Raw genomic sequence first — 17,673 nt, 5'->3', positions numbered from 1 at the left:
GTTCAGGCCAGCGGGTGTGCCGCCAGCAGGTCGCCCAGGGCCTCCTCGTGTGCCGCGGCCGGGCCGAGCGACAGCTCCAGGTGCTTGGCCCAGGCGTGGTAGCGGTGCAGGGGGTAGTCGACGTCGGCGCCGAACCCGCCGTGCAGATGCTGCGCGGTCTGCACGACCCGGCGTACGCCCTCCGCCGCCCAGATCTTGGCGACGGCGACGTCACCGGCGGGGGGAAGCGCGCCGGGTGACCCCGTGGCGATCCGCCACGCGGCCTGCCACAGCGTGACCTCCATCGCGCGCAGATCGATGTAGCGGTCGGCGGCCTGTACGGCGACGGCCTGGAAGGTGGCGATCGGGAACCCGAACTGTTCCCGTTCGCTCGTGTACTCCCCGGTCATCCGCAGCACGCGCTCCCCGAGCCCGAGCGCCAGCGCGCACGTCCCGGTGGCCAGCAGGTTCCGCAGCCACTCCCACGCCCCGTCGGCGTCGATCACGTCCCGGGCGGTGAGCCGGGCCGACTCCAGCCGGAGCTCGCCGAGCCGCTCACCGCTGGTGGAGAACTGCTCGGCGAGGACGGCCCCGGGGTGCTCGCGGGGCACCAGGGCCAGGACGGTCCGGCCGGTCGCGGTGTGGGCGGGTACGACCGTGACGTCCGCGTCGTAGGCCCATGGCACGGCCGTCTGCACCCCGTCCAGCACCCAGGCCTCGCCGTCCTGCCGTGCGGTCACGGCCAGCTCGGCCGGGTCGTGGCCGGTGCGGCCGTGCGCGGCGACGGTCAGCACGATCTCGCCCCGCCCGGCCCGGGCGAGCAGGGCGGACTTCGCCTCGTCGCCGGCGAAGGCCTGGACGGCCGCCGCCGCCGCGCTGTTCTCCAGCAGCGGCACCCTGGCCAGCACCTGGGCCGACTCCCGCAGCACCAGACACAGCGCGACGGCGTCCAGGCCGGCCCCGCCGTACCGCTCGTCGAGCAGCAGGCTCAGCAGATCCGCGTCGGCTAGCCGGGCCCACAGGGCGCGGTCGTGGGTGTCGGCGACGGCGCCGGGGGTGAGCGCGGGGCTGGGCACGGCGTCCGGGGCGACCCCGGCGAACACGCCCTTCGCCGCCTCGGCCGCCGCCTGCTGCTCCTCGGTGAAGGTGAAGTCCACGGTGCCTGTCCTTCCGGGCCGATCCCGTTGAGCTGACGGGGCGTCAAGATAGAACAGGTTCTAGAAGAAGGGAATGGGTGTACGGGCGGGCGCCGTAGGGTGTCACTCCTGCCGTACGGTCGGCTTCCGCGGGTCGCCTTCCGTGCGGTCGGCTTCCGCGGTGTGGCGACGGCCACGGCCGGGACCGGCGGACAGGGGCTGTGCCGGGGTGGGTGGCCTGAGTACCGTGCCCGTGCCGACGCCGCGCGGTGGCGATGGTGGCATGCGGGCGGTTCGACGGACCGGGATCTGGAACGGGGCGGAATTGGACGCGTACGACGAGGGCTCGAACGCCCGGCGCGGGCCGGACGGCCCGCCCGGCCCGTCCGGGCTCGCCGAGCCGGGTCCGCCCGACCCGTCCCGCTCCGGCATCGCCGCGCTCTCCCTCCCGTATCAGATCGGTGTCGCGGTGGCGCTCGCGGTCGTCGCGATCGGCGTCTGTGTGCATATCGCGATGACGTTCCTGCACGTGGCGCCGGCGAATACGGTCACCAAGGAGCACGGCAGGGCCGTGGACGACTGGATCTACCCGGAGTTCGAGCAGAACTGGAAGCTCTTCGCCCCGAACCCGCTCCAGCAGGACATCTCGATCCAGGCCAGGGCCGAGGTCCGCGGGGCGGACGGCGAGCAGCTGAGCACCGGCTGGTACGACCTGTCCGCGGAGGACGGCCGGGCCATCGACGGCAATCTGCTGCCCAGCCACACACAGCAGAACGAGCTGCGCCGCGCCTGGGACTTCTTCACCGCCACGCACGACAGCGAGAGCCGCCCGGTCGGCCTGCGCGGCTCGCTCTCCGAGTCGTATCTGCGCCGGATCGTGGTGCTGCGCCTCCACCGCGACGACGCGGCGGGCGCCTCGGCCGGGGACGGCGGTGTGATCGAGCGCGTCCAGGTCCGTTCCCGCACCACCAACGTGCCCCCGCCGGAGTGGAGCCGGGAGAAGGTGTCCACGACGCCGTCCTACCGGGAGCTGCCCTGGTGGCCGGTGCCGCGCGACGAGGCCCGGGGAGGCGTGCGGTGAACGGCTTCTCGCTGGCCGTCTCGCGTGGCATCGCCCGGGTCACCGAGGCCGCCCTCGGCCCGTACCAGACGGCCGTGATCCGTATCGGCTTCAGCGCGACCTGGCTGCTGTTCCTGCTGCGCGAGCTGCCCCACCGCCATGAGCTCTACGGTCCCGACGGGCCCTGGAGCTGGGGTCTCGCCGAGCAGCTGATCGGGACCAACAAGGCCTTCACCACCCTGATGTGGTCGGACGGCGGGCTCTGGTTCGAGTTCGTCTACGCGCTCGCGATCCTGTCCAGCGCCCTGCTGCTGCTGGGCTGGCGCACCCGCACCATGTCGGTGCTGTTCATGGTCGGTGTGCTGTCGCTGCAGAACCGCAGCGTCTTCATGGGCGACGGCGGCGACAACGTGCTGCACCTGATGTCGATCTACCTGGTCTTCACGCGCTGCGCCCAGGTGTGGTCGCTGGACGCCCGGCGGGCCTCGCGCGCCCGGGACGTCCGGGCGCGCGGCGAGCGGGTCACTGACCGGACCGGCCCGGCCTTGTGGGGCGTACTCGGGGCCGTGCTGCTCGCGGCGACCCTGGCCGGCCGGATGGACGGCGACGACCTGCTGATACCCGTGCTGCTGTGGACCGTGTGGGCGGCGCAGGCCCTGTGGTGGCTGGCCGGGCGCCGCGTAAAGTCCGGCGAACCGCGGATCCTGCTCGACGTCGTCGCCAACATCGTGCACAACGGCGCCCTGCTCGTGATCATGGCCGAGGCGTGCCTGATCTACGCGACGGCCGGCTGGTACAAGATCCAGGGCTCCCGCTGGCAGGACGGCACCGCCGTCTACTACCCGCTCCACCTGGAGTACTTCTCGCCCTGGCCATCCCTCGCCGACCTGCTGTCCTCCAGCGGCACGATGGTGATGCTCGTGACCTACGGGACGGTCCTCGTGCAGGTCGCCTTCCCGTTCACCCTGTTCAACCGGCGGGTGAAGAACGTCCTGCTGGCGCTCATGATCACCGAGCACGCCGTGATCGCGGTCGTTCTGGGGCTGCCGTTCTTCTCGCTGGCGATGATCGCGGCGGACGCGGTGTTCCTGCCGACGTCCTTCCTGCGCCGCCTGGGCGGCTGGTCGGCACGCGCGCGTGACCGGCTGCTTCGCCGGCGCGGCGGGCGCGTGCCGGTGCCCGAGCAGCACGACCCCGAGGGCTCCCGGGTCACGCACGTAGGCTTCGGGGCATGACCGACCCCGTCACCGTCTGGCACCGGCTCGCCGGTGGCACCGTCCTGCTCGACGGCTTCCACGCTCTCAAGCACGCGGTGCGGTTCGGCGCCGAGGTGCCGGTGGCGGTCACCGCCGACCGGGCGGCCGCACTCGCCCTCGCCGACGAGCTGGCCCCGGACGTGCGGGACGCGCTGGGCACGCTGCTCACGGAGGTGCCGTACGAGACGTACGCGTCGTTCGTGCCGCGCCCGCACCCCACCGCCGTGGCAGCGCTCGCCGTGCGCCCCTCTCGTGAGTCCAACCTCGCGCGGCTTGCGCGCACGCCCCGCACCACCCCGGTCGTGGTTCTCGACAATCCGCGCAACCTGGGCAACGCCGGGGCGGTGATCCGCCTGGCCGCCGGCTTCGGCGCGACGGGTGTGGTGACGACCGGGACGGTCGACCCCTGGCATCCGACGGTCGTACGCGGCGGGGCGGGCCTGCACTTCGCGACGGCGGTGGAACGGCTGGAGGTCCCCGACCTGCCGCCCGGCCCGCTGTTCGCCCTCGACCCCGAGGGCGACGACATCCGGGGCGTCAAGCTCCCGGACGACGCCGTCCTCGCGTTCGGCTCGGAACGCACGGGCCTGTCGACGGAACTACGCGCGCGTGCGGACCACCTGCTGTCCCTGCCGATGCGTCCGCAGGTCAGCAGCTACAACTTGGCGACGAGTGTGGCGATGACGCTGTACCACTGGAGCTGCGGAAGTTTCTAGGCCTCCCGCCGCACCTCCACCACCCGGAACCGGTTGGCGACGAACGCCCCGTCACACAGCGCCGCACTGGCAGCCGGGTTCCCTCCCGACCCATGGAAGTCGGAGAACGCGGCCGTCTGGTTCACATACACCCCGCCCGTCAGATTCAGCGACAACTGCGCCGCCTCCTCCAGACAGGCCTCCCGCACGTCCTGCTCGACCTCCGGGTCGGTCGTGTACGCCCCGACGGTCATCGCGCCCTTCTCGCGGACGGTCCGCCGCAGCAACTCCACCGCGTCCGAGGCCGAGTCGACGGCGACGGCGAAGGACACCGGCCCGAAGCACTCGCTCATGTACGCGGCCTCGTCGTCCGGCTTGGCCCCGTCCAGCTTCACGATCACCGGCGTCCGCACGACCGCAGCCGGGAAGTCGGGGTTGGTGATCTCACGGGACGCCAGGGCGACCTCGCCGAGACCCGCCGCGGCCTCAAGACGCGCCTTCACGTCCGGGGTGACGATCGCACCGAGCAGCGCGTTCGCCCGGGCGTCGTCGCCGAGCAGGCCGTCGACCGACCTGGCGAGGTCGGCGACCACCTCGTCGTAGGACTTGGGGCCCTGGTCCGTGGAGATGCCCTCCCGGGGGACGAGCAGGTTCTGCGGGGTCGTGCACATCTGGCCGCTGTACAGGGACAGCGAGAACGCCAGGTTGGAGAGCATGCCCTTGTAGTCGGCCGTGGAGTGGACGACGACGGTGTTGACGCCGGCCTTCTCCGTGTAGACCTGCGCCTGGCGGGCGTTGGCCTCCAGCCAGTCGCCGAACTCGGTCGAGCCCGTGTAGTCGATGATCCGGATCTCGGGGCGTGTCGCCAGGGTCTTGGCGATGCCCTCGCCGGGGCGCTCGGCGGCCAGCGCTACCAGGTTCGGGTCGAAGCCCGTCTCGGCGAGCACCTCGCGCGCGACCTGCACGGTGAGGGCGAGCGGCAGCACCGCGCGCGGGTGGGGCTTGACCAGGACCGCGTTGCCCGTGGCGAGGGAGGCGAACAGGCCCGGGTAGCCGTTCCACGTCGGGAAGGTGTTGCAGCCGATCATCAGGGCGATGCCGCGCGGGACCGGCGTGAACTGCTTGTTCATCGCCAGCGGGTCGCGCTTGCCCTGCGGCTTGGTCCACTCCGCGTTGTCGGGCGTGCGCACCTGCTCCACGTACGCGTACGCCACCGCCTCCATGCCGCGGTCCTGGGCGTGCGGCCCGCCCGCCTGGAACGCCATCATGAACGCCTGGCCGGAGGTGTGCATGACCGCGTGCGCGAACTCGTGGGTCCGGTCGCTGACGCGCTTGAGGATCTCCAGGCAGACCACCGCGCGCTGCTCAGCGCCCGCGTCCCGCCAGGCCCGCTGTCCCGCCTTCATGGCGGGCAGCAGCACGTCGAGGTCCGCGTGCGGGTACGTCACGCCCAGGTCGACGCCGTACGGGGACGTCTCGCCGCCCACCCAGTCGTCGGTGCCGGGCTGGCCCAGGTCGAGTCGGGAGCCGAGCAGGGCGTCGAAGGCGGCCTTGCCCGCCGCCGCGTCCAGGCTGCCGTGCTCCCCGTAGGCCTTGGGGTGCTCGGGGTGCGGGGACCAGTACGCGCGCGTGCGGATCGCTTCCAGCGCCTGGTCGAGGGTGGACCGGTGCCGGGCGATCAGCTCGTGCGCCGAGAGTGCGGCGGTCATGGGTGACCAACTCCTCGTCTCAAGAACTCTTCGTCGAGTTCATGACCTGGGCAGAAACCTGGGCAGGAACACTCGGACACAGCTAGAGTAACCGAACGATCGGTCGGCTCAAGGGGGTCCGCCGCATCTGTGGAAAACCCCGTGCGGGAGGATCGCGCACATGACAGCACTCGACCTCAGCAGCCCCGTGGCCGTCGTCGGCACCGGCACCATGGGCCAGGGCATCGCCCAGGTCGCGCTGGTCGCGGGCCATCCCGTACGGCTGTACGACACCGTTCCCGGGCGGGCCCGGGAGGCCGCCGACGAGATCGGCGCGCGCCTGGACCGGCTCGTCGAGAAGGAGCGGCTCACCGGCGCCGACCGGGACGCCGCGCGCGCCCGGCTGCTGCCCGCCGAGGCCCTCGCCGAGCTCGCGGACTGCGCCCTGGTCGTCGAGGCGGTCCTGGAGCGCCTTGACGTCAAGCAGGACCTGTTCCGCGAGCTGGAGGGCATCGTCGCCGACGACTGCCTGCTCGCCACCAACACCTCGTCCCTGTCCGTCACCGCGATCGGCGGCGCCCTGCGCTCCCCCGGCCGTTTCGTCGGGCTGCACTTCTTCAACCCGGCGCCGCTGCTGCCGCTGGTCGAGGTCGTCTCCGGGTTCGCTACCGACGTCTCGTCGGCCACGCGCGCGTACGAGACCGCCCGCGCCTGGGGCAAGACGCCGGTCGCCTGCGCGGACACCCCCGGCTTCATCGTCAACCGCATCGCCCGGCCCTTCTACGCCGAGGCCTTCGCGGTGTACGAGGCACAGGGCGCCGACCCGGCCACCATCGACGCCGTGCTGCGCGAGTCGGGCGGCTTCAGGATGGGCGCGTTCGAGCTGACCGACCTGATCGGCCAGGACGTCAACGAGTCCGTCACGCACTCCGTCTGGCAGTCCTTCTTCCAGGACGTGCGCTTCACCCCGTCCCTCGCCCAGCGGCGCCTGGTCGAGTCCGGCCGGCTGGGCCGCAAGACCGGCCAGGGCTGGTACGACCACGAGGACGGCGCCGAGCGCCCGGAGCCGGACACCGCGGAGAAGCGGCAGCCGCCCGCGTACGTCGTCGCCGAGGGCGACCTGGGACCGGCGTCCGACCTGCTCCCGCTGATCCGTGAGGCGGGCATCCCGGTCCGCGACGAGGACGACGACAACGGCACCCGCATGGTGCTGCCCAGCGGCGGCCAGCTCGCCCTCGCCGACGGGCAGACCTCCGTGGAGTTCCGGGACGTCGTCTACTTCGACCTCGCCCTCGACTACCGCAAGGCCACCCGGATCGCCCTGTCCGCCTCCCAGGACACCTCCCCGGGAACCCTCGCCGAGGCCATCGGCCTCTTCCAGGCGCTGGGCAAACGGGTCAGCCTCATCGGCGACGTCCCGGGCATGATCGTCGCCCGCACGGTCGCGCGGATCATCGACCTGGCGCACGACGCGGTCGCCAAGGGCGTGGCCACCGAGGAGGACATCGACACCGCGATGCGCCTCGGCGTCAACTACCCCCTGGGCCCCTTCGAGTGGAGCCGGAAACTCGGCCGCTACTGGGCCTACGCGCTCCTGGACGACCTCCACCTGCGCGACCCCTCGGGGCGCTACACACCGTCCCTCGCGCTGTACCGTCACGCCCACGCCTCCGACAAGCGGGAGGGCACAGCATCATGACCACCGCCAAACGCGACACGTACACCCCGGACACCCTGCTGTCCGTCGCCGTCCAGGTGTTCAACGAGCGCGGCTACGACGGCACCTCCATGGAGCACCTCTCCAAGGCGGCCGGTATCTCCAAGTCGTCGATATACCACCACGTCACCGGCAAGGAGGAGCTGCTGCGCCGTGCCGTGAGCCGGGCCCTGGACGGCCTCTTCGGGATCCTCGACGAGGAGCACGCGCGCGTGGGGCGGTCCGCCGAGCGCCTGGAGTACGTCGTCCGGCGCATGGTCGAGGTGCTCATAGCCGAGCTGCCCTACGTGACCCTGCTGCTGCGGGTGCGCGGCAACACGGACACCGAGCGGTGGGCGCTGGAGCGGCGCCGCGACTTCGACCACCGGGTGGCCGACCTGATCAAGGCGGCGGCCGCGGACGGGGACGTGCGCGGCGACATAGAGGTCCGGCTGGTGACCAGGCTGGTCTTCGGAATGATCAACTCGATCGTGGAGTGGTACCGGCCGGACGGGCGGGGCATGAACGAGCGCGAGGTGGCCGACGCGGTGGTGCGGCTGGCGTTCGGGGGACTCCGGAGCGACGCCTGAGCTTCAGCTCTGCGGCTCCAGGTCCTCCTCCTCGAACACCAGCAGCGTGCGGGTGCTGAGCACCTGCGGAATCGCCTGGAGGCGGGTCAGCACCAGTTCGCGCAGGGACCGGTTGTCGGAGACGTGCACCAGCAGCAGCACGTCGAAGTCCCCGCCCACCAGGGCGATGTGGGAGGCGCCCGGCAGCTGTCTGAGCTCCTCGCGCACCGTGCGCCACGAGTTCTGCACGATCTTCAGCGTGATGTACGCGGACGTCCCCTGACCGGCCCGCTGATGGTCGACGCGGGCGCCGAAGCCGCGGATGACGCCGTCCTCGACGAGCCGGTTGATGCGGGCGTAGGCGTTGGCGCGCGAGACATGGACCCGTTCGGCGACCGAACGTATCGAGGCGCGGCCGTCCGCCTGGAGCATGCGCAGGATGTCCTGATCTATGGCGTCCAGGGGCCGCGGCGGCGGCAGCGCGGCGCCGGCGTCCTGCCCTTCGGCCATTTGTTCAGATGCCACCTGCGCCGACCTCCCTACCATGGACGTACTGCGTCCATCTCAGGCTGTGGAGAACCGTTTGTCCACAGCCTGGGGGCACCCATAGCCAAATTGTGCCGTCGACCGAACAATCGGTAGGTGAGGCGGGTCACAGCCGACCCGCCTCCCGTAGCCGCTCCCACGAGGAGGTGCCGTCATGACGGTCATGGAGCAGCGGGGCGCGTACCGGCCGACCCCGCCGCCCGCCTGGCAGCCCCGCATGGATCCCGCGCCGCTGCTGCCCGACGCCGAGCCGTACCGCGTCCTCGGCACCGACGCCGCAGCGAAGGCCGACCCGGAACTGCTGCGGACGCTGTACGCGCAGCTGGTCCGAGGCCGCCGCTACAACGCGCAGGCCACCGCTCTCACCAAGCAGGGACGCCTCGCCGTCTACCCCTCCACCACAGGGCAGGAAGCCTGCGAGATCGCCGCCGCGCTGGTGCTGGAGGAGCGGGACTGGCTCTTCCCGAGCTACCGCGACACCCTCGCCGTGGTGGCCCGCGGGGTGGACCCCGTCGAGGCGCTCACGCTGCTGCGCGGCGACTGGCACACCGGCTACGACCCGTACGAGCACCGGGTCGCCCCGCTGTGTACCCCCCTCGCCACCCAGCTGCCGCACGCCGTGGGCCTCGCGCACGCCGCCCGGCTCAAGGGCGACGACGTGGTCGCGCTGGCCATGGTCGGCGACGGCGGCACCAGCGAGGGCGACTTCCACGAGGCGCTGAACTTCGCCGCCGTCTGGCAGGCCCCGGTCGTCTTCCTGGTGCAGAACAACGGCTTCGCGATCTCCGTCCCGCTCGCCAAGCAGACCGCGGCCCCGTCGCTGGCCCACAAGGCCGTCGGCTACGGTATGCCCGGCCGCCTGGTCGACGGCAACGACGCCGCGGCCGTGCACGAGGTGCTCTCCGACGCCGTACGGCACGCGCGCGCCGGCGGCGGTCCCACCCTGGTCGAGGCGATCACCTACCGCGTGGACGCCCACACCAACGCCGACGACGCCACCCGTTACCGCGGTGACGCCGAGGTCGAGACCTGGCGCGAGCACGACCCGATCCAGCTCCTGGAGCGGGAGCTGACCGAGCGCGGCCTGCTCGACGAGGCCGGCAAGCAGACCGCGCGGGACGCCGCCGAGGCGATGGCCGCCGACCTGCGCGCGCATATGAACCAGGACCCGGCACTCGACCCGATGGACCTGTTCACCCACGTCTACGCCGAGCCCACCCCGCAACTGCGCGAGCAGCGGGAGCAGCTGCGGGCCGAGCTGGCGGCCGAGGCCGAGGGGGGCTCCCACTGATGACCACCGTCGCCGTCAAACCGGCCACCATGGCGCAGGCCCTCACGCGCGCGCTGCGCGACGCCATGGCCGCCGACCCCGCCGTGCACGTCATGGGCGAGGACGTCGGCACCCTCGGCGGTGTCTTCCGCGTCACCGACGGACTCGCGAAGGAGTTCGGCGAGGACCGCTGCACGGACACCCCGCTCGCCGAGGCGGGCATCCTCGGCACCGCCGTCGGCATGGCGATGTACGGCCTCAGGCCGGTCGTGGAGATGCAGTTCGACGCGTTCGCCTACCCGGCGTTCGAACAGCTCATCTCGCACGTGGCCCGGATGCGCAACCGCACCCGCGGCAGGGTGGCCCTGCCGATCACGATCCGCGTCCCCTACGGCGGCGGCATCGGCGGCGTGGAGCACCACAGCGACTCCTCCGAGGCGTACTACATGGCGACTCCGGGGCTCCATGTGGTCACGCCCGCCACCGTCGCCGACGCCTACGGCCTGCTGCGTGCCGCCATCGCCTCCGACGACCCGGTCGTCGTCCTGGAGCCGAAGCGGCTGTACTGGTCGAAGGACTCCTGGAACCCCGAGGAGCCGGCGCCCGTTGAACCGATAGGCCGCGCGGTGGTGCGGCGCTCGGGCCGGAGCGCCACGCTCATCACGTACGGGCCGTCCGTACCCGTCTGCATGGAGGCGGCCGAGGCGGCCCGGGCCGAGGGCTGGGACCTCGAAGTCGTCGACCTGCGCTCCCTGGTGCCGTTCGACGACGAGACGGTGTGCGCCTCGGTGCGGCGGACGGGACGCGCGGTCGTCGTCCACGAGTCGGGTTCCTTCGGGGGCCCGGGCGGGGAGATCGCGGCCCGGGTCACGGAGCGCTGCTTCCACCACCTGGAGGCGCCGGTGCTGCGCGTCGCCGGGTTCGACGTCCCGTATCCGCCGCCGATGCTGGAGCGCCATCACCTGCCCGGTGTGGACCGGATCCTGGACGCCGTGGGGCGCCTGCAGTGGGAGGCCGAGAGCTGATGGCACAGGTGCTTGAGTTCAAGCTGCCCGACCTCGGTGAGGGGCTCACCGAGGCGGAGATCGTGCGCTGGCTGGTCGAGATCGGCGACGTGGTCGCCATCGACCAGCCCGTCGTCGAGGTCGAGACGGCCAAGGCGATGGTCGAGGTGCCCTGCCCCTACGGCGGTGTGGTCACGGCCCGCTTCGGCGAGGAGGGCACGGAACTGCCCGTCGGGGCGCCGCTGATCACGGTGGCGGTGGGGGAACGGGCGCCGTCCGGCTCCGAGGGCTCCGCCGTCGAGGGCTCCGCGGCCGAGGGCTCGGGCAACGTCCTCGTCGGGTACGGCACCTCCGAGGCACCCGCGCGGCGACGCAGGGTGCGGCAGGAGCGGAGGGACGCCCCCGCCCCGGCGGTGAACGGGCGGGCGGGTGTCCCCGAGGCCGAGGACGGCCCCCTCCCCGTGATCTCGCCCCTGGTCCGAAGGCTGGCCCGGCAGAACGGCCTCGACCTGCGGGAGCTGACCGGCTCCGGGCCCGAGGGGCTGATCCTGCGGGCGGACGTGGAGTACGCCCTGCGCGCCGCGCCCCGCCCCGCCGAGACAGCGGCCCCCGCACCCCGGCCCACCACGACAGCCGCCCCGGGCGAGATCCGTACGCCCCTCAAGGGCATGCGCGGAGCCGTCGCCGACAAGCTGTCCCGCAGCCGCCGCGAGATCCCCGACGCGACCTGCTGGGTCGACGCCGACGCCACCGAGCTCATGCGGGCACGGACGGCCATGAACACGGCAGGCGGGCCGAAGATCTCCCTCCTGGCCCTGCTGGCCCGGATCTGCACCGCGGCCCTCGCCCGCTTCCCCGAGCTCAACTCCACCGTGGACGCGCAGGCCAGGGAGGTCGTCCAGTTCGACCACGTGCATCTGGGCTTCGCGGCGCAGACCGACCGGGGGCTCGTCGTCCCGGTGGTCAGGGGCGCGCACGCGCGGGACGCGGAGTCGCTGACCGCGGAGTTCGCCCGGCTGACCGAGGCGGGCCGGACGGGGAAGCTGACGCCCGGCGAACTCACCGGCGGGACCTTCACGTTGAACAACTACGGAGTCTTCGGCGTCGACGGCTCCACACCGATCATCAACCACCCCGAGGCCGCCATGCTCGGCGTCGGCCGTATCGTCCCCAAGCCCTGGGTGCACGAGGGCGAGCTGGCCGTGCGGCAGGTCGTCCAGCTCTCGCTCACCTTCGACCACCGGGTGTGCGACGGCGGCACGGCGGGCGGCTTCCTGCGCTATGTGGCGGACTGCGTGGAACAGCCGGCGGTGCTGCTGCGGACGCTGTGATTCCTCTCCGGCGCGCGGCCGTTCCCGGTGATCGCGTCGGTTCCCCCGCGTTCCATGTGATCGCGGGGGCACGCATACTCGGGGGGTGACCGCGAACGAGCCTCCCGGTGAACCCGGCGTCGGCCCCCGCCCCGCGCAGGGGACGGACCCCGCCGCCTACGACGCCGTCGTGCTCGCGGGCGGCGCCGCCCGGCGCCTCGGGGGCGCTGACAAACCCGGCGTGCGCGTCGGCGGGCGGGCCCTGCTCGACCGGGTGCTCGCCGCGTGCGGCGGCGCCCGCACCACCGTCGTCGTGGCCGCGACCCGGCCGACGGCACGGCCCGTGACCTGGGCCCGCGAGGACCCGCCCGGCGGCGGACCGCTCGCCGCGCTCGACGCCGGGCTCCGGCACACCACGGCGGAGCACGTCGTGGTGCTCTCCGCCGACCTGCCGTTCCTCCAGGAGCGGACCGTCGGCCGACTGCTGGACACACTGCGGCAGAGCGCCGCCGACGGCGTGCTGCTGACCGACCCCGACGGCCGCGACCAGCCGCTCGTCGCCGCGTACCGCACCCGGCGGCTGCGCGAGACGCTCGCCCTCCTCGCCGACCGGCACGGCGGTCCGCACGGTCTTCCCCTGCGGCGCCTCACCGCCGAGCTGAACCTCACCCGCGTCTCCGACCCCGTCGCGTCCTTCGACTGCGACACCTGGGACGACATCGCCTCCGCCAGGGCACGCATCAGGGAGCATGGGAACGTGTTGGATGAATGGATTTCCGCGGTCAAGGACGAGCTGGGGATCGACCTCGACGTCGATGTGAAAGAGCTGCTCGACCTCGCCCGCGACGCCGCCCATGGTGTGGCCAGGCCCGCCGCGCCACTGACCACCTTCCTCGTCGGCTATGCGGCCGCGCGGGCCGGCGGGGGACCCGAGGCGGTCAGCGAGGCCGCCCGCAAGGCCGTGGCCCTCGCCGCCCGCTGGGCGGAGGAGAGCACCCCGGAAGCCTCGGCGGCCCCGAAGGCCCCAGGGGATCACCCGGACGTCGCCCCCGACGCGACGCCCGACACCCGCCCGGACGCCGGATGACCCCGCGCTCCGCCCGCACCGGTGAGGACGCCGAAGACCTCGACGTCGAGGAGGTGCTCGCCCTCGTGAACAACAGCAACGGCACCCACCTGCCCGACCCCGCCGCACGAGGTGAACAGGACAGCACCGGCACACCCCGGAAGCCGGACAGCCGGCACCGGGCCACCCCCTGGCCGGAGGCCCGGGACATCGCCGAACGTGCCGCCCGGAGCGCCGGCCGGGCCGCCCGCCGCGAGCCCGTCTCCGTACCGCTCGACGCCGCCCTCGGCCTCACCCTGGCCACCCCCCTCAACGCCCTCACCGACCTCCCCTCCTTCGACACCTCCGCGATGGACGGCTGGGCGGTCGCCGGACCCGCCCCCTGGGACGTACGGGAGGAGGGCGTCCTGGCCGGGCACGCCGCGCAGACGCCCCTGACCGACGGCGAGGCCGTCCGGATCGCCACCGGCGCCCGTATCCCGGCGGACACCACGGCTGTCCTGCGCAGCGAACACGGCCGTACCGACGACAAGGGCCGTCTGCACGCGACCAGGGGCGTCGCCCCCGGCCAGGACATCCGGCCCCGGGGCCAGGAATGCCGCACCGGCGACCAGCTCCTGCCCGTCGGCACCTTCGTCACCCCGGCCGTCCTCGGGCTCGCCGCGGCGGCCGGATACGACACCGTCACCGCCGTCCCCCGCGCCCGCGTGGAAGTCCTGGTCCTCGGCGACGAGTTGCTCACCGAGGGACTGCCGCACGACGGTCTGATCCGGGACGCGCTCGGCCCGATGCTGCCGCCCTGGCTGCGCGCGCTCGGCGCCGAGGTCACCGTCGTACGACGAGTCCGCGACGACGCCTACGCACTGCGCAAGGCGGTGACCGCGTCCGACGCCGACGTCATCGTCACCACCGGTGGCACCGCCGCGGGCCCGGTCGACCACGTCCACCCCACCCTGCGCCGTATCGGGGCCGAACTCCTCGTGGACGGCGTCAAGGTGCGCCCCGGCCACCCCATGCTGCTGGCCCGCATCACGGAGACCCAGCACCTCGTCGGGCTGCCGGGTAACCCGCTCGCCGCCGTCTCCGGACTGCTGACGCTCGCCGAGCCGCTGCTGCGGACCCTCGCGGCCCGCCCGGCCCCGGAGCCGTACACGCTGCCGCTCAGGGACGCCGTGCACGGGCACCCGCACGACACCCGGCTCGTGCCCGTCGTCCTGCGCGGCGACCAGGCCGTGCCGCTGCACTACAACGGCCCGGCCATGCTGCGCGGTGTCGCGGCGGCCGACGCGCTGGCCGTCGTGCCCCCGGGCGGCGCCCGTCCGGGGCAGGAGGCGGAACTGCTCGACCTGCCCTGGGCGTCCGCGGGAATCGGGGTGTGTTTCACGTGAAACTTCCGGGCCAGGACGCGATCGCCCGCCAGGCGGACGAACAGCTCGTGACCCAACGGGTGAAACTCCCGAGGAAGGTGGTGGAGCACCCGTTCCGCCAGGTCGCCAAGCGACTGTCGGTGGCACTGCTGGTGCTCGTCATCACCGCGCTGGTCGTCTACGCCGACCGTGACGGCTACAACGACAACGCGGGCGGCGGCGTCGACCTTCTCGACTCCTTCTACTACGCCACCGTCACCCTCTCCACCACGGGCTACGGCGACATCACCCCCGCAAGCGACGCCGCCCGGCTCACGAACATCCTCGTCATCACGCCCCTACGCGTGCTGTTCCTGATCATCCTGGTCGGCACCACCCTCGAAGCCCTCACCGAACGCACCCGGGAGGAGTGGCGACTGACCCGCTGGAGGTCCACGTTGCGCGATCACACCGTCGTCATCGGCTTTGGCACCAAGGGCAGGTCGGCGATCCGGACCGTCTGCGCGACGGGCCTGAAGAAGGAACAGGTCGTCGTGGTCGACCCCAGTTCCAAGGTCGTCGACGCCGCGACCGCGGAGGGCTACGCGGGCATCGTCGGGGACGCGACCCGCAGCGAGGTGCTCAAGCGGGCCGAGGTGCACAAGGCGCGTCAGATCATCATCGCGACCCAGCGCGACGACACCGCGGTCCTGGTGACACTGACGGCCCGGCAGCTCAACCGCGGGGCGAAGATCGTGGCCACGGTGCGGGAGGAGGAGAACGCGCCGCTGCTCAAGCAGTCCGGCGCCGACGCGGTCATCACCAGCGCCAGTGCCGCCGGGCGTCTGCTGGGTCTGTCCGTGCTCAGCCCCTCCGCCGGCATGGTGATGGAGGACCTCATCCAGCAGGGCAGCGGGCTCGACCTCGTCGAACGGCCGGTCGTCAAGGCCGAGGTGGGCAAGAAGCCGCGCGAGGTCGCCGACCTGGTGGTCAGTGTCATACGCGGCCACCGGGTGCTCGGCTACGACGATCCGGCCATCGGGACCCTGGAGCTGACCGACCGGCTCATCACGATCGTGCGGAAGACACCGGCGACGCAGGTCGCCCCCGACATCCGTCCGATGCCGCCGATGCCCCGCAAGTGACGAGCCGGGTGGGCCGGGCTACTTCCGGTTGTACAGCCGCATCGTGACCGGCCCGAAGACCAGCACGAACAGTCCGGCCCAGCCCAGCGACCAGGCGACCTCGTCGGCCGGCCAGTCCCCGCCCATCAGGCCGCGCACCGCCGACGCCAGATGGGTGATGGGGCTGTTGTTCACGAACGCCTGGAGCCAGCCCGGCATGGTGGTCGGGTCCACGAACACGTTGGACAGGAAGGTGAGCGGGAAGATCACCATCATGCTGACGCCCATCACCGACTTCTCGGTGCGCAGCATCAGCCCGAACATCGTCCAGATCCACGAGAAGGCGAACGAGAAGAGCACCAGCAGGGCGATCCCGGCGAGCACACCGGCGATCCCGCCGTCCGGCCGGTAGCCCAGGATGATGCCGACGGTGAGCATCACGATCGACGCGATCGTGTACCGCAGGGCGTCGCCGAGCAGATAGCCGACCATGGTCGACGGCCGCCAGATCGGCAGCGTGCGGAACCGGTCGAAGACGCCCTTCTCGATGTCCGTGTTGACCGAGACACCCGTGTACATCGTGATCATCACGACCGACATCACGAGGATGCCCGGCAGCAGGAACTGGATGTACTCCTTCGGCGAGCCGGCCAGCGCCCCGCCGAACAGGTACGTGTACATCAGCACCATCATGATCGGGAACGCCGTGACGTCGAAGAGCTGCTCCGGCACGTGCTTGATCTTCAGGATCGCCCGCCAGCCGAAGGTCATCGAGGCCGACCAGGCGCTGGGGCGCGCGGGCCGCTCCTTGGCGATGAGCAGGGCCGCGAGGGACTCGGTGCTGACCGGGGCGAGTTCCTTGGCCTCGGTGGTCGTCGTGGTGCTCATGCCGCCACCTCGTCCTTCGGGTCGTGGGAGGGGGAGCCGGCCTTGCGGTCCGGGGCGTGCGTGTCGTGCCCGGTGAGGGCGAGGAAGACCTCGTCCAGGCTGGGCTGCCCCAGCGAGAAGTTGTCCACGGTGATCCCGGCCGTGGCCAGCTCGCTCAGCGCGCGGGACGCCTGCTGGGCCGCGCTGTCGTCGCTCGCCGCCGTACCGAGACGGGCGGTCAGGGCCACCGGGTCGTGTTCCAGCTGCACCTTCGCGTCGAGGGTCCGGCGCAGCAGCTCGGCCGCGACGAGCCGTTGATCCGGATCTCTCAGCCGTAGATGGACCGATCCGGCGCCGACGGACGACTTCAGCTCGCCCTTGGTGCCCTCGGCGATCACCCGGCCGCGGTCGATGACGGCGATCCGGGACGCCAGCTGGTCGGCCTCGTCCAGATACTGCGTGGTCAGCAGCACGGTGGTGCCCTGGGCGACCACGGCCCGCACGATGTCCCACACCTGGTTGCGGCTGCGCGGATCGAGGCCGGTGGTGGGCTCGTCGAGGAACAGCAGGTCGGGCGTGCTGAGGATGGACGCGGCGATGTCGATCCGGCGCCGCATACCGCCCGAGTAGTGCTTGACCTGCTTCGCCGCGGCTTCCGTGAGACCGAAGGCCTCCAGGAGCTGGGCGGCGCGGTCCCTGGCGGCCTTCTTGTGGTGACCGAGCAGCCGGCCCAGCAGGACCAGGTTCTCGGTGCCGGTGAGGTCCTCGTCGACCGACGCGTACTGGCCGGTGAGGCTCACCCGGGCGCGCACCTCGTCCGCCTCACGGACGATGTCGTGGCCGAAGACATGCGCTTCGCCGCCGTCCGGCCGCAGGAGTGTGGCGAGCATCTTCACGGTGGTGGTCTTGCCGGCGCCGTTCGGGCCGAGGACGCCGTAGACCGTGCCCGCGGGCACGGACAGGTCGACTCCGTCGACGGCCCTGGTCTCGCCGAACGTCTTCACCAGGCCCGCGGTCTCGATCGCCAGGCCGGACGTCTGCGTGCTCATGCTTCGGGTCCT

16 protein-coding genes are annotated in these 17,673 nt (G+C 72.3%); 11 read left to right on the top strand and 5 right to left on the bottom strand.

Annotation, left to right across the window (positions count from 1 at the left end; all coding sequences use genetic code 11):
• Positions 1-2 precede the first annotated feature (2 nt).
• A complete protein-coding gene (locus ACIBK5_RS23430; RefSeq protein WP_399022066.1) occupies positions 3-1,136 on the bottom strand; it encodes an acyl-CoA dehydrogenase family protein in 1,134 nt (377 codons plus the stop codon).
• Between the two features lie 304 nt (positions 1,137-1,440).
• On the opposite strand from ACIBK5_RS23430, the gene ACIBK5_RS23425 reads away from it, so the two are divergent.
• Genes ACIBK5_RS23425 through ACIBK5_RS23415 form a run of 3 tightly spaced genes read left to right on the top strand, consistent with a single transcriptional unit; the run spans position 1,441 to position 4,147 of the window.
• A complete protein-coding gene (locus tag ACIBK5_RS23425; RefSeq protein ID WP_399022450.1) occupies positions 1,441-2,196 on the top strand; it encodes a DUF5819 family protein in 756 nt (251 codons plus the stop codon).
• Positions 2,193-3,410 carry an HTTM domain-containing protein gene (locus ACIBK5_RS23420; RefSeq protein ID WP_399022064.1) on the top strand — a complete coding sequence of 406 codons (1,218 nt, stop codon included), beginning with the start codon at positions 2,193-2,195 and terminating at the stop codon, positions 3,408-3,410. The genes ACIBK5_RS23425 and ACIBK5_RS23420 overlap by 4 nt, the downstream gene beginning before the upstream one ends.
• A complete protein-coding gene (locus tag ACIBK5_RS23415) occupies positions 3,407-4,147 on the top strand; it encodes a TrmH family RNA methyltransferase (RefSeq protein WP_399022062.1) in 741 nt (246 codons plus the stop codon). The genes ACIBK5_RS23420 and ACIBK5_RS23415 overlap by 4 nt, the downstream gene beginning before the upstream one ends.
• On the opposite strand, the gene paaN is transcribed toward ACIBK5_RS23415, so the two are convergent.
• The gene (paaN, locus tag ACIBK5_RS23410; protein WP_399022060.1) at positions 4,144-5,835 is read right to left on the bottom strand and encodes a phenylacetic acid degradation protein PaaN; all 1,692 of its coding nucleotides are present in this window, start codon (positions 5,833-5,835) and stop codon (positions 4,144-4,146) included. The two genes, ACIBK5_RS23415 and paaN, sit on opposite strands and share 4 nt — an antisense overlap.
• 160 nt (positions 5,836-5,995) lie before the next feature.
• On the opposite strand from paaN, the gene ACIBK5_RS23405 reads away from it, so the two are divergent.
• Complete coding sequence (locus ACIBK5_RS23405; RefSeq protein WP_399022058.1) at positions 5,996-7,513, top strand: 3-hydroxyacyl-CoA dehydrogenase; 1,518 nt, start codon at positions 5,996-5,998, stop codon at positions 7,511-7,513.
• Positions 7,510-8,100 carry a TetR/AcrR family transcriptional regulator gene (locus ACIBK5_RS23400; protein ID WP_399022056.1) on the top strand — a complete coding sequence of 197 codons (591 nt, stop codon included), beginning with the start codon at positions 7,510-7,512 and terminating at the stop codon, positions 8,098-8,100. Before ACIBK5_RS23405 ends, ACIBK5_RS23400 begins: the two co-directional genes overlap by 4 nt.
• Before the next feature lie 3 nt (positions 8,101-8,103).
• Here ACIBK5_RS23400 and ACIBK5_RS23395 read toward each other — a convergent pair whose 3' ends face one another.
• Positions 8,104-8,589, bottom strand: coding sequence for an Lrp/AsnC family transcriptional regulator (locus tag ACIBK5_RS23395; RefSeq protein WP_399022447.1), 486 nt, complete (start codon positions 8,587-8,589; stop codon positions 8,104-8,106).
• 190 nt (positions 8,590-8,779) lie between these two features.
• Between ACIBK5_RS23395 and pdhA the strand changes: the two genes are divergently transcribed.
• From pdhA to ACIBK5_RS23365, 6 genes are all read left to right on the top strand, one after another.
• Positions 8,780-9,916, top strand: a complete 1,137-nt coding sequence (gene pdhA / locus ACIBK5_RS23390; protein ID WP_399022054.1) for a pyruvate dehydrogenase (acetyl-transferring) E1 component subunit alpha — start codon at positions 8,780-8,782, stop codon at positions 9,914-9,916.
• Positions 9,916-10,920 (top strand): alpha-ketoacid dehydrogenase subunit beta, encoded by a 1,005-nt coding sequence (locus tag ACIBK5_RS23385; protein WP_399022052.1) that lies wholly within the window; start codon positions 9,916-9,918, stop codon positions 10,918-10,920. Before pdhA ends, ACIBK5_RS23385 begins: the two co-directional genes overlap by 1 nt.
• Positions 10,920-12,230 (top strand): dihydrolipoamide acetyltransferase family protein, encoded by a 1,311-nt coding sequence (locus ACIBK5_RS23380; RefSeq protein ID WP_399022050.1) that lies wholly within the window; start codon positions 10,920-10,922, stop codon positions 12,228-12,230. Before ACIBK5_RS23385 ends, ACIBK5_RS23380 begins: the two co-directional genes overlap by 1 nt.
• Positions 12,231-12,315: 85 nt before the next feature.
• A complete protein-coding gene (locus tag ACIBK5_RS23375; protein ID WP_399022048.1) occupies positions 12,316-13,296 on the top strand; it encodes an NTP transferase domain-containing protein in 981 nt (326 codons plus the stop codon).
• Positions 13,293-14,663 carry a molybdopterin molybdotransferase MoeA gene (locus ACIBK5_RS23370; RefSeq protein WP_399022046.1) on the top strand — a complete coding sequence of 457 codons (1,371 nt, stop codon included), beginning with the start codon at positions 13,293-13,295 and terminating at the stop codon, positions 14,661-14,663. Before ACIBK5_RS23375 ends, ACIBK5_RS23370 begins: the two co-directional genes overlap by 4 nt.
• Positions 14,660-15,766, top strand: coding sequence for a potassium channel family protein (locus ACIBK5_RS23365; protein ID WP_399022044.1), 1,107 nt, complete (start codon positions 14,660-14,662; stop codon positions 15,764-15,766). Before ACIBK5_RS23370 ends, ACIBK5_RS23365 begins: the two co-directional genes overlap by 4 nt.
• A gap of 18 nt (positions 15,767-15,784) precedes the next feature.
• Here ACIBK5_RS23365 and ACIBK5_RS23360 read toward each other — a convergent pair whose 3' ends face one another.
• Positions 15,785-16,633: an ABC transporter permease gene (locus ACIBK5_RS23360; protein ID WP_399022042.1), complete on the bottom strand. Its 849-nt coding sequence runs from the start codon at positions 16,631-16,633 to the stop codon at positions 15,785-15,787.
• Entirely contained in the window at positions 16,630-17,661 is a 1,032-nt protein-coding gene (locus ACIBK5_RS23355) for an ATP-binding cassette domain-containing protein (RefSeq protein WP_399022040.1), read from the bottom strand. Before ACIBK5_RS23355 ends, ACIBK5_RS23360 begins: the two co-directional genes overlap by 4 nt.
• Positions 17,662-17,673 lie beyond the last annotated feature (12 nt).

Source organism: Streptomyces sp. NPDC050546, from assembly GCF_044457425.1.
Taxonomy (GTDB): domain Bacteria; phylum Actinomycetota; class Actinomycetes; order Streptomycetales; family Streptomycetaceae; genus Streptomyces.
The sequence above is the reverse complement of the archived record's forward strand: the minus strand, read 5'-3'. Positions and strand labels throughout refer to the sequence as shown.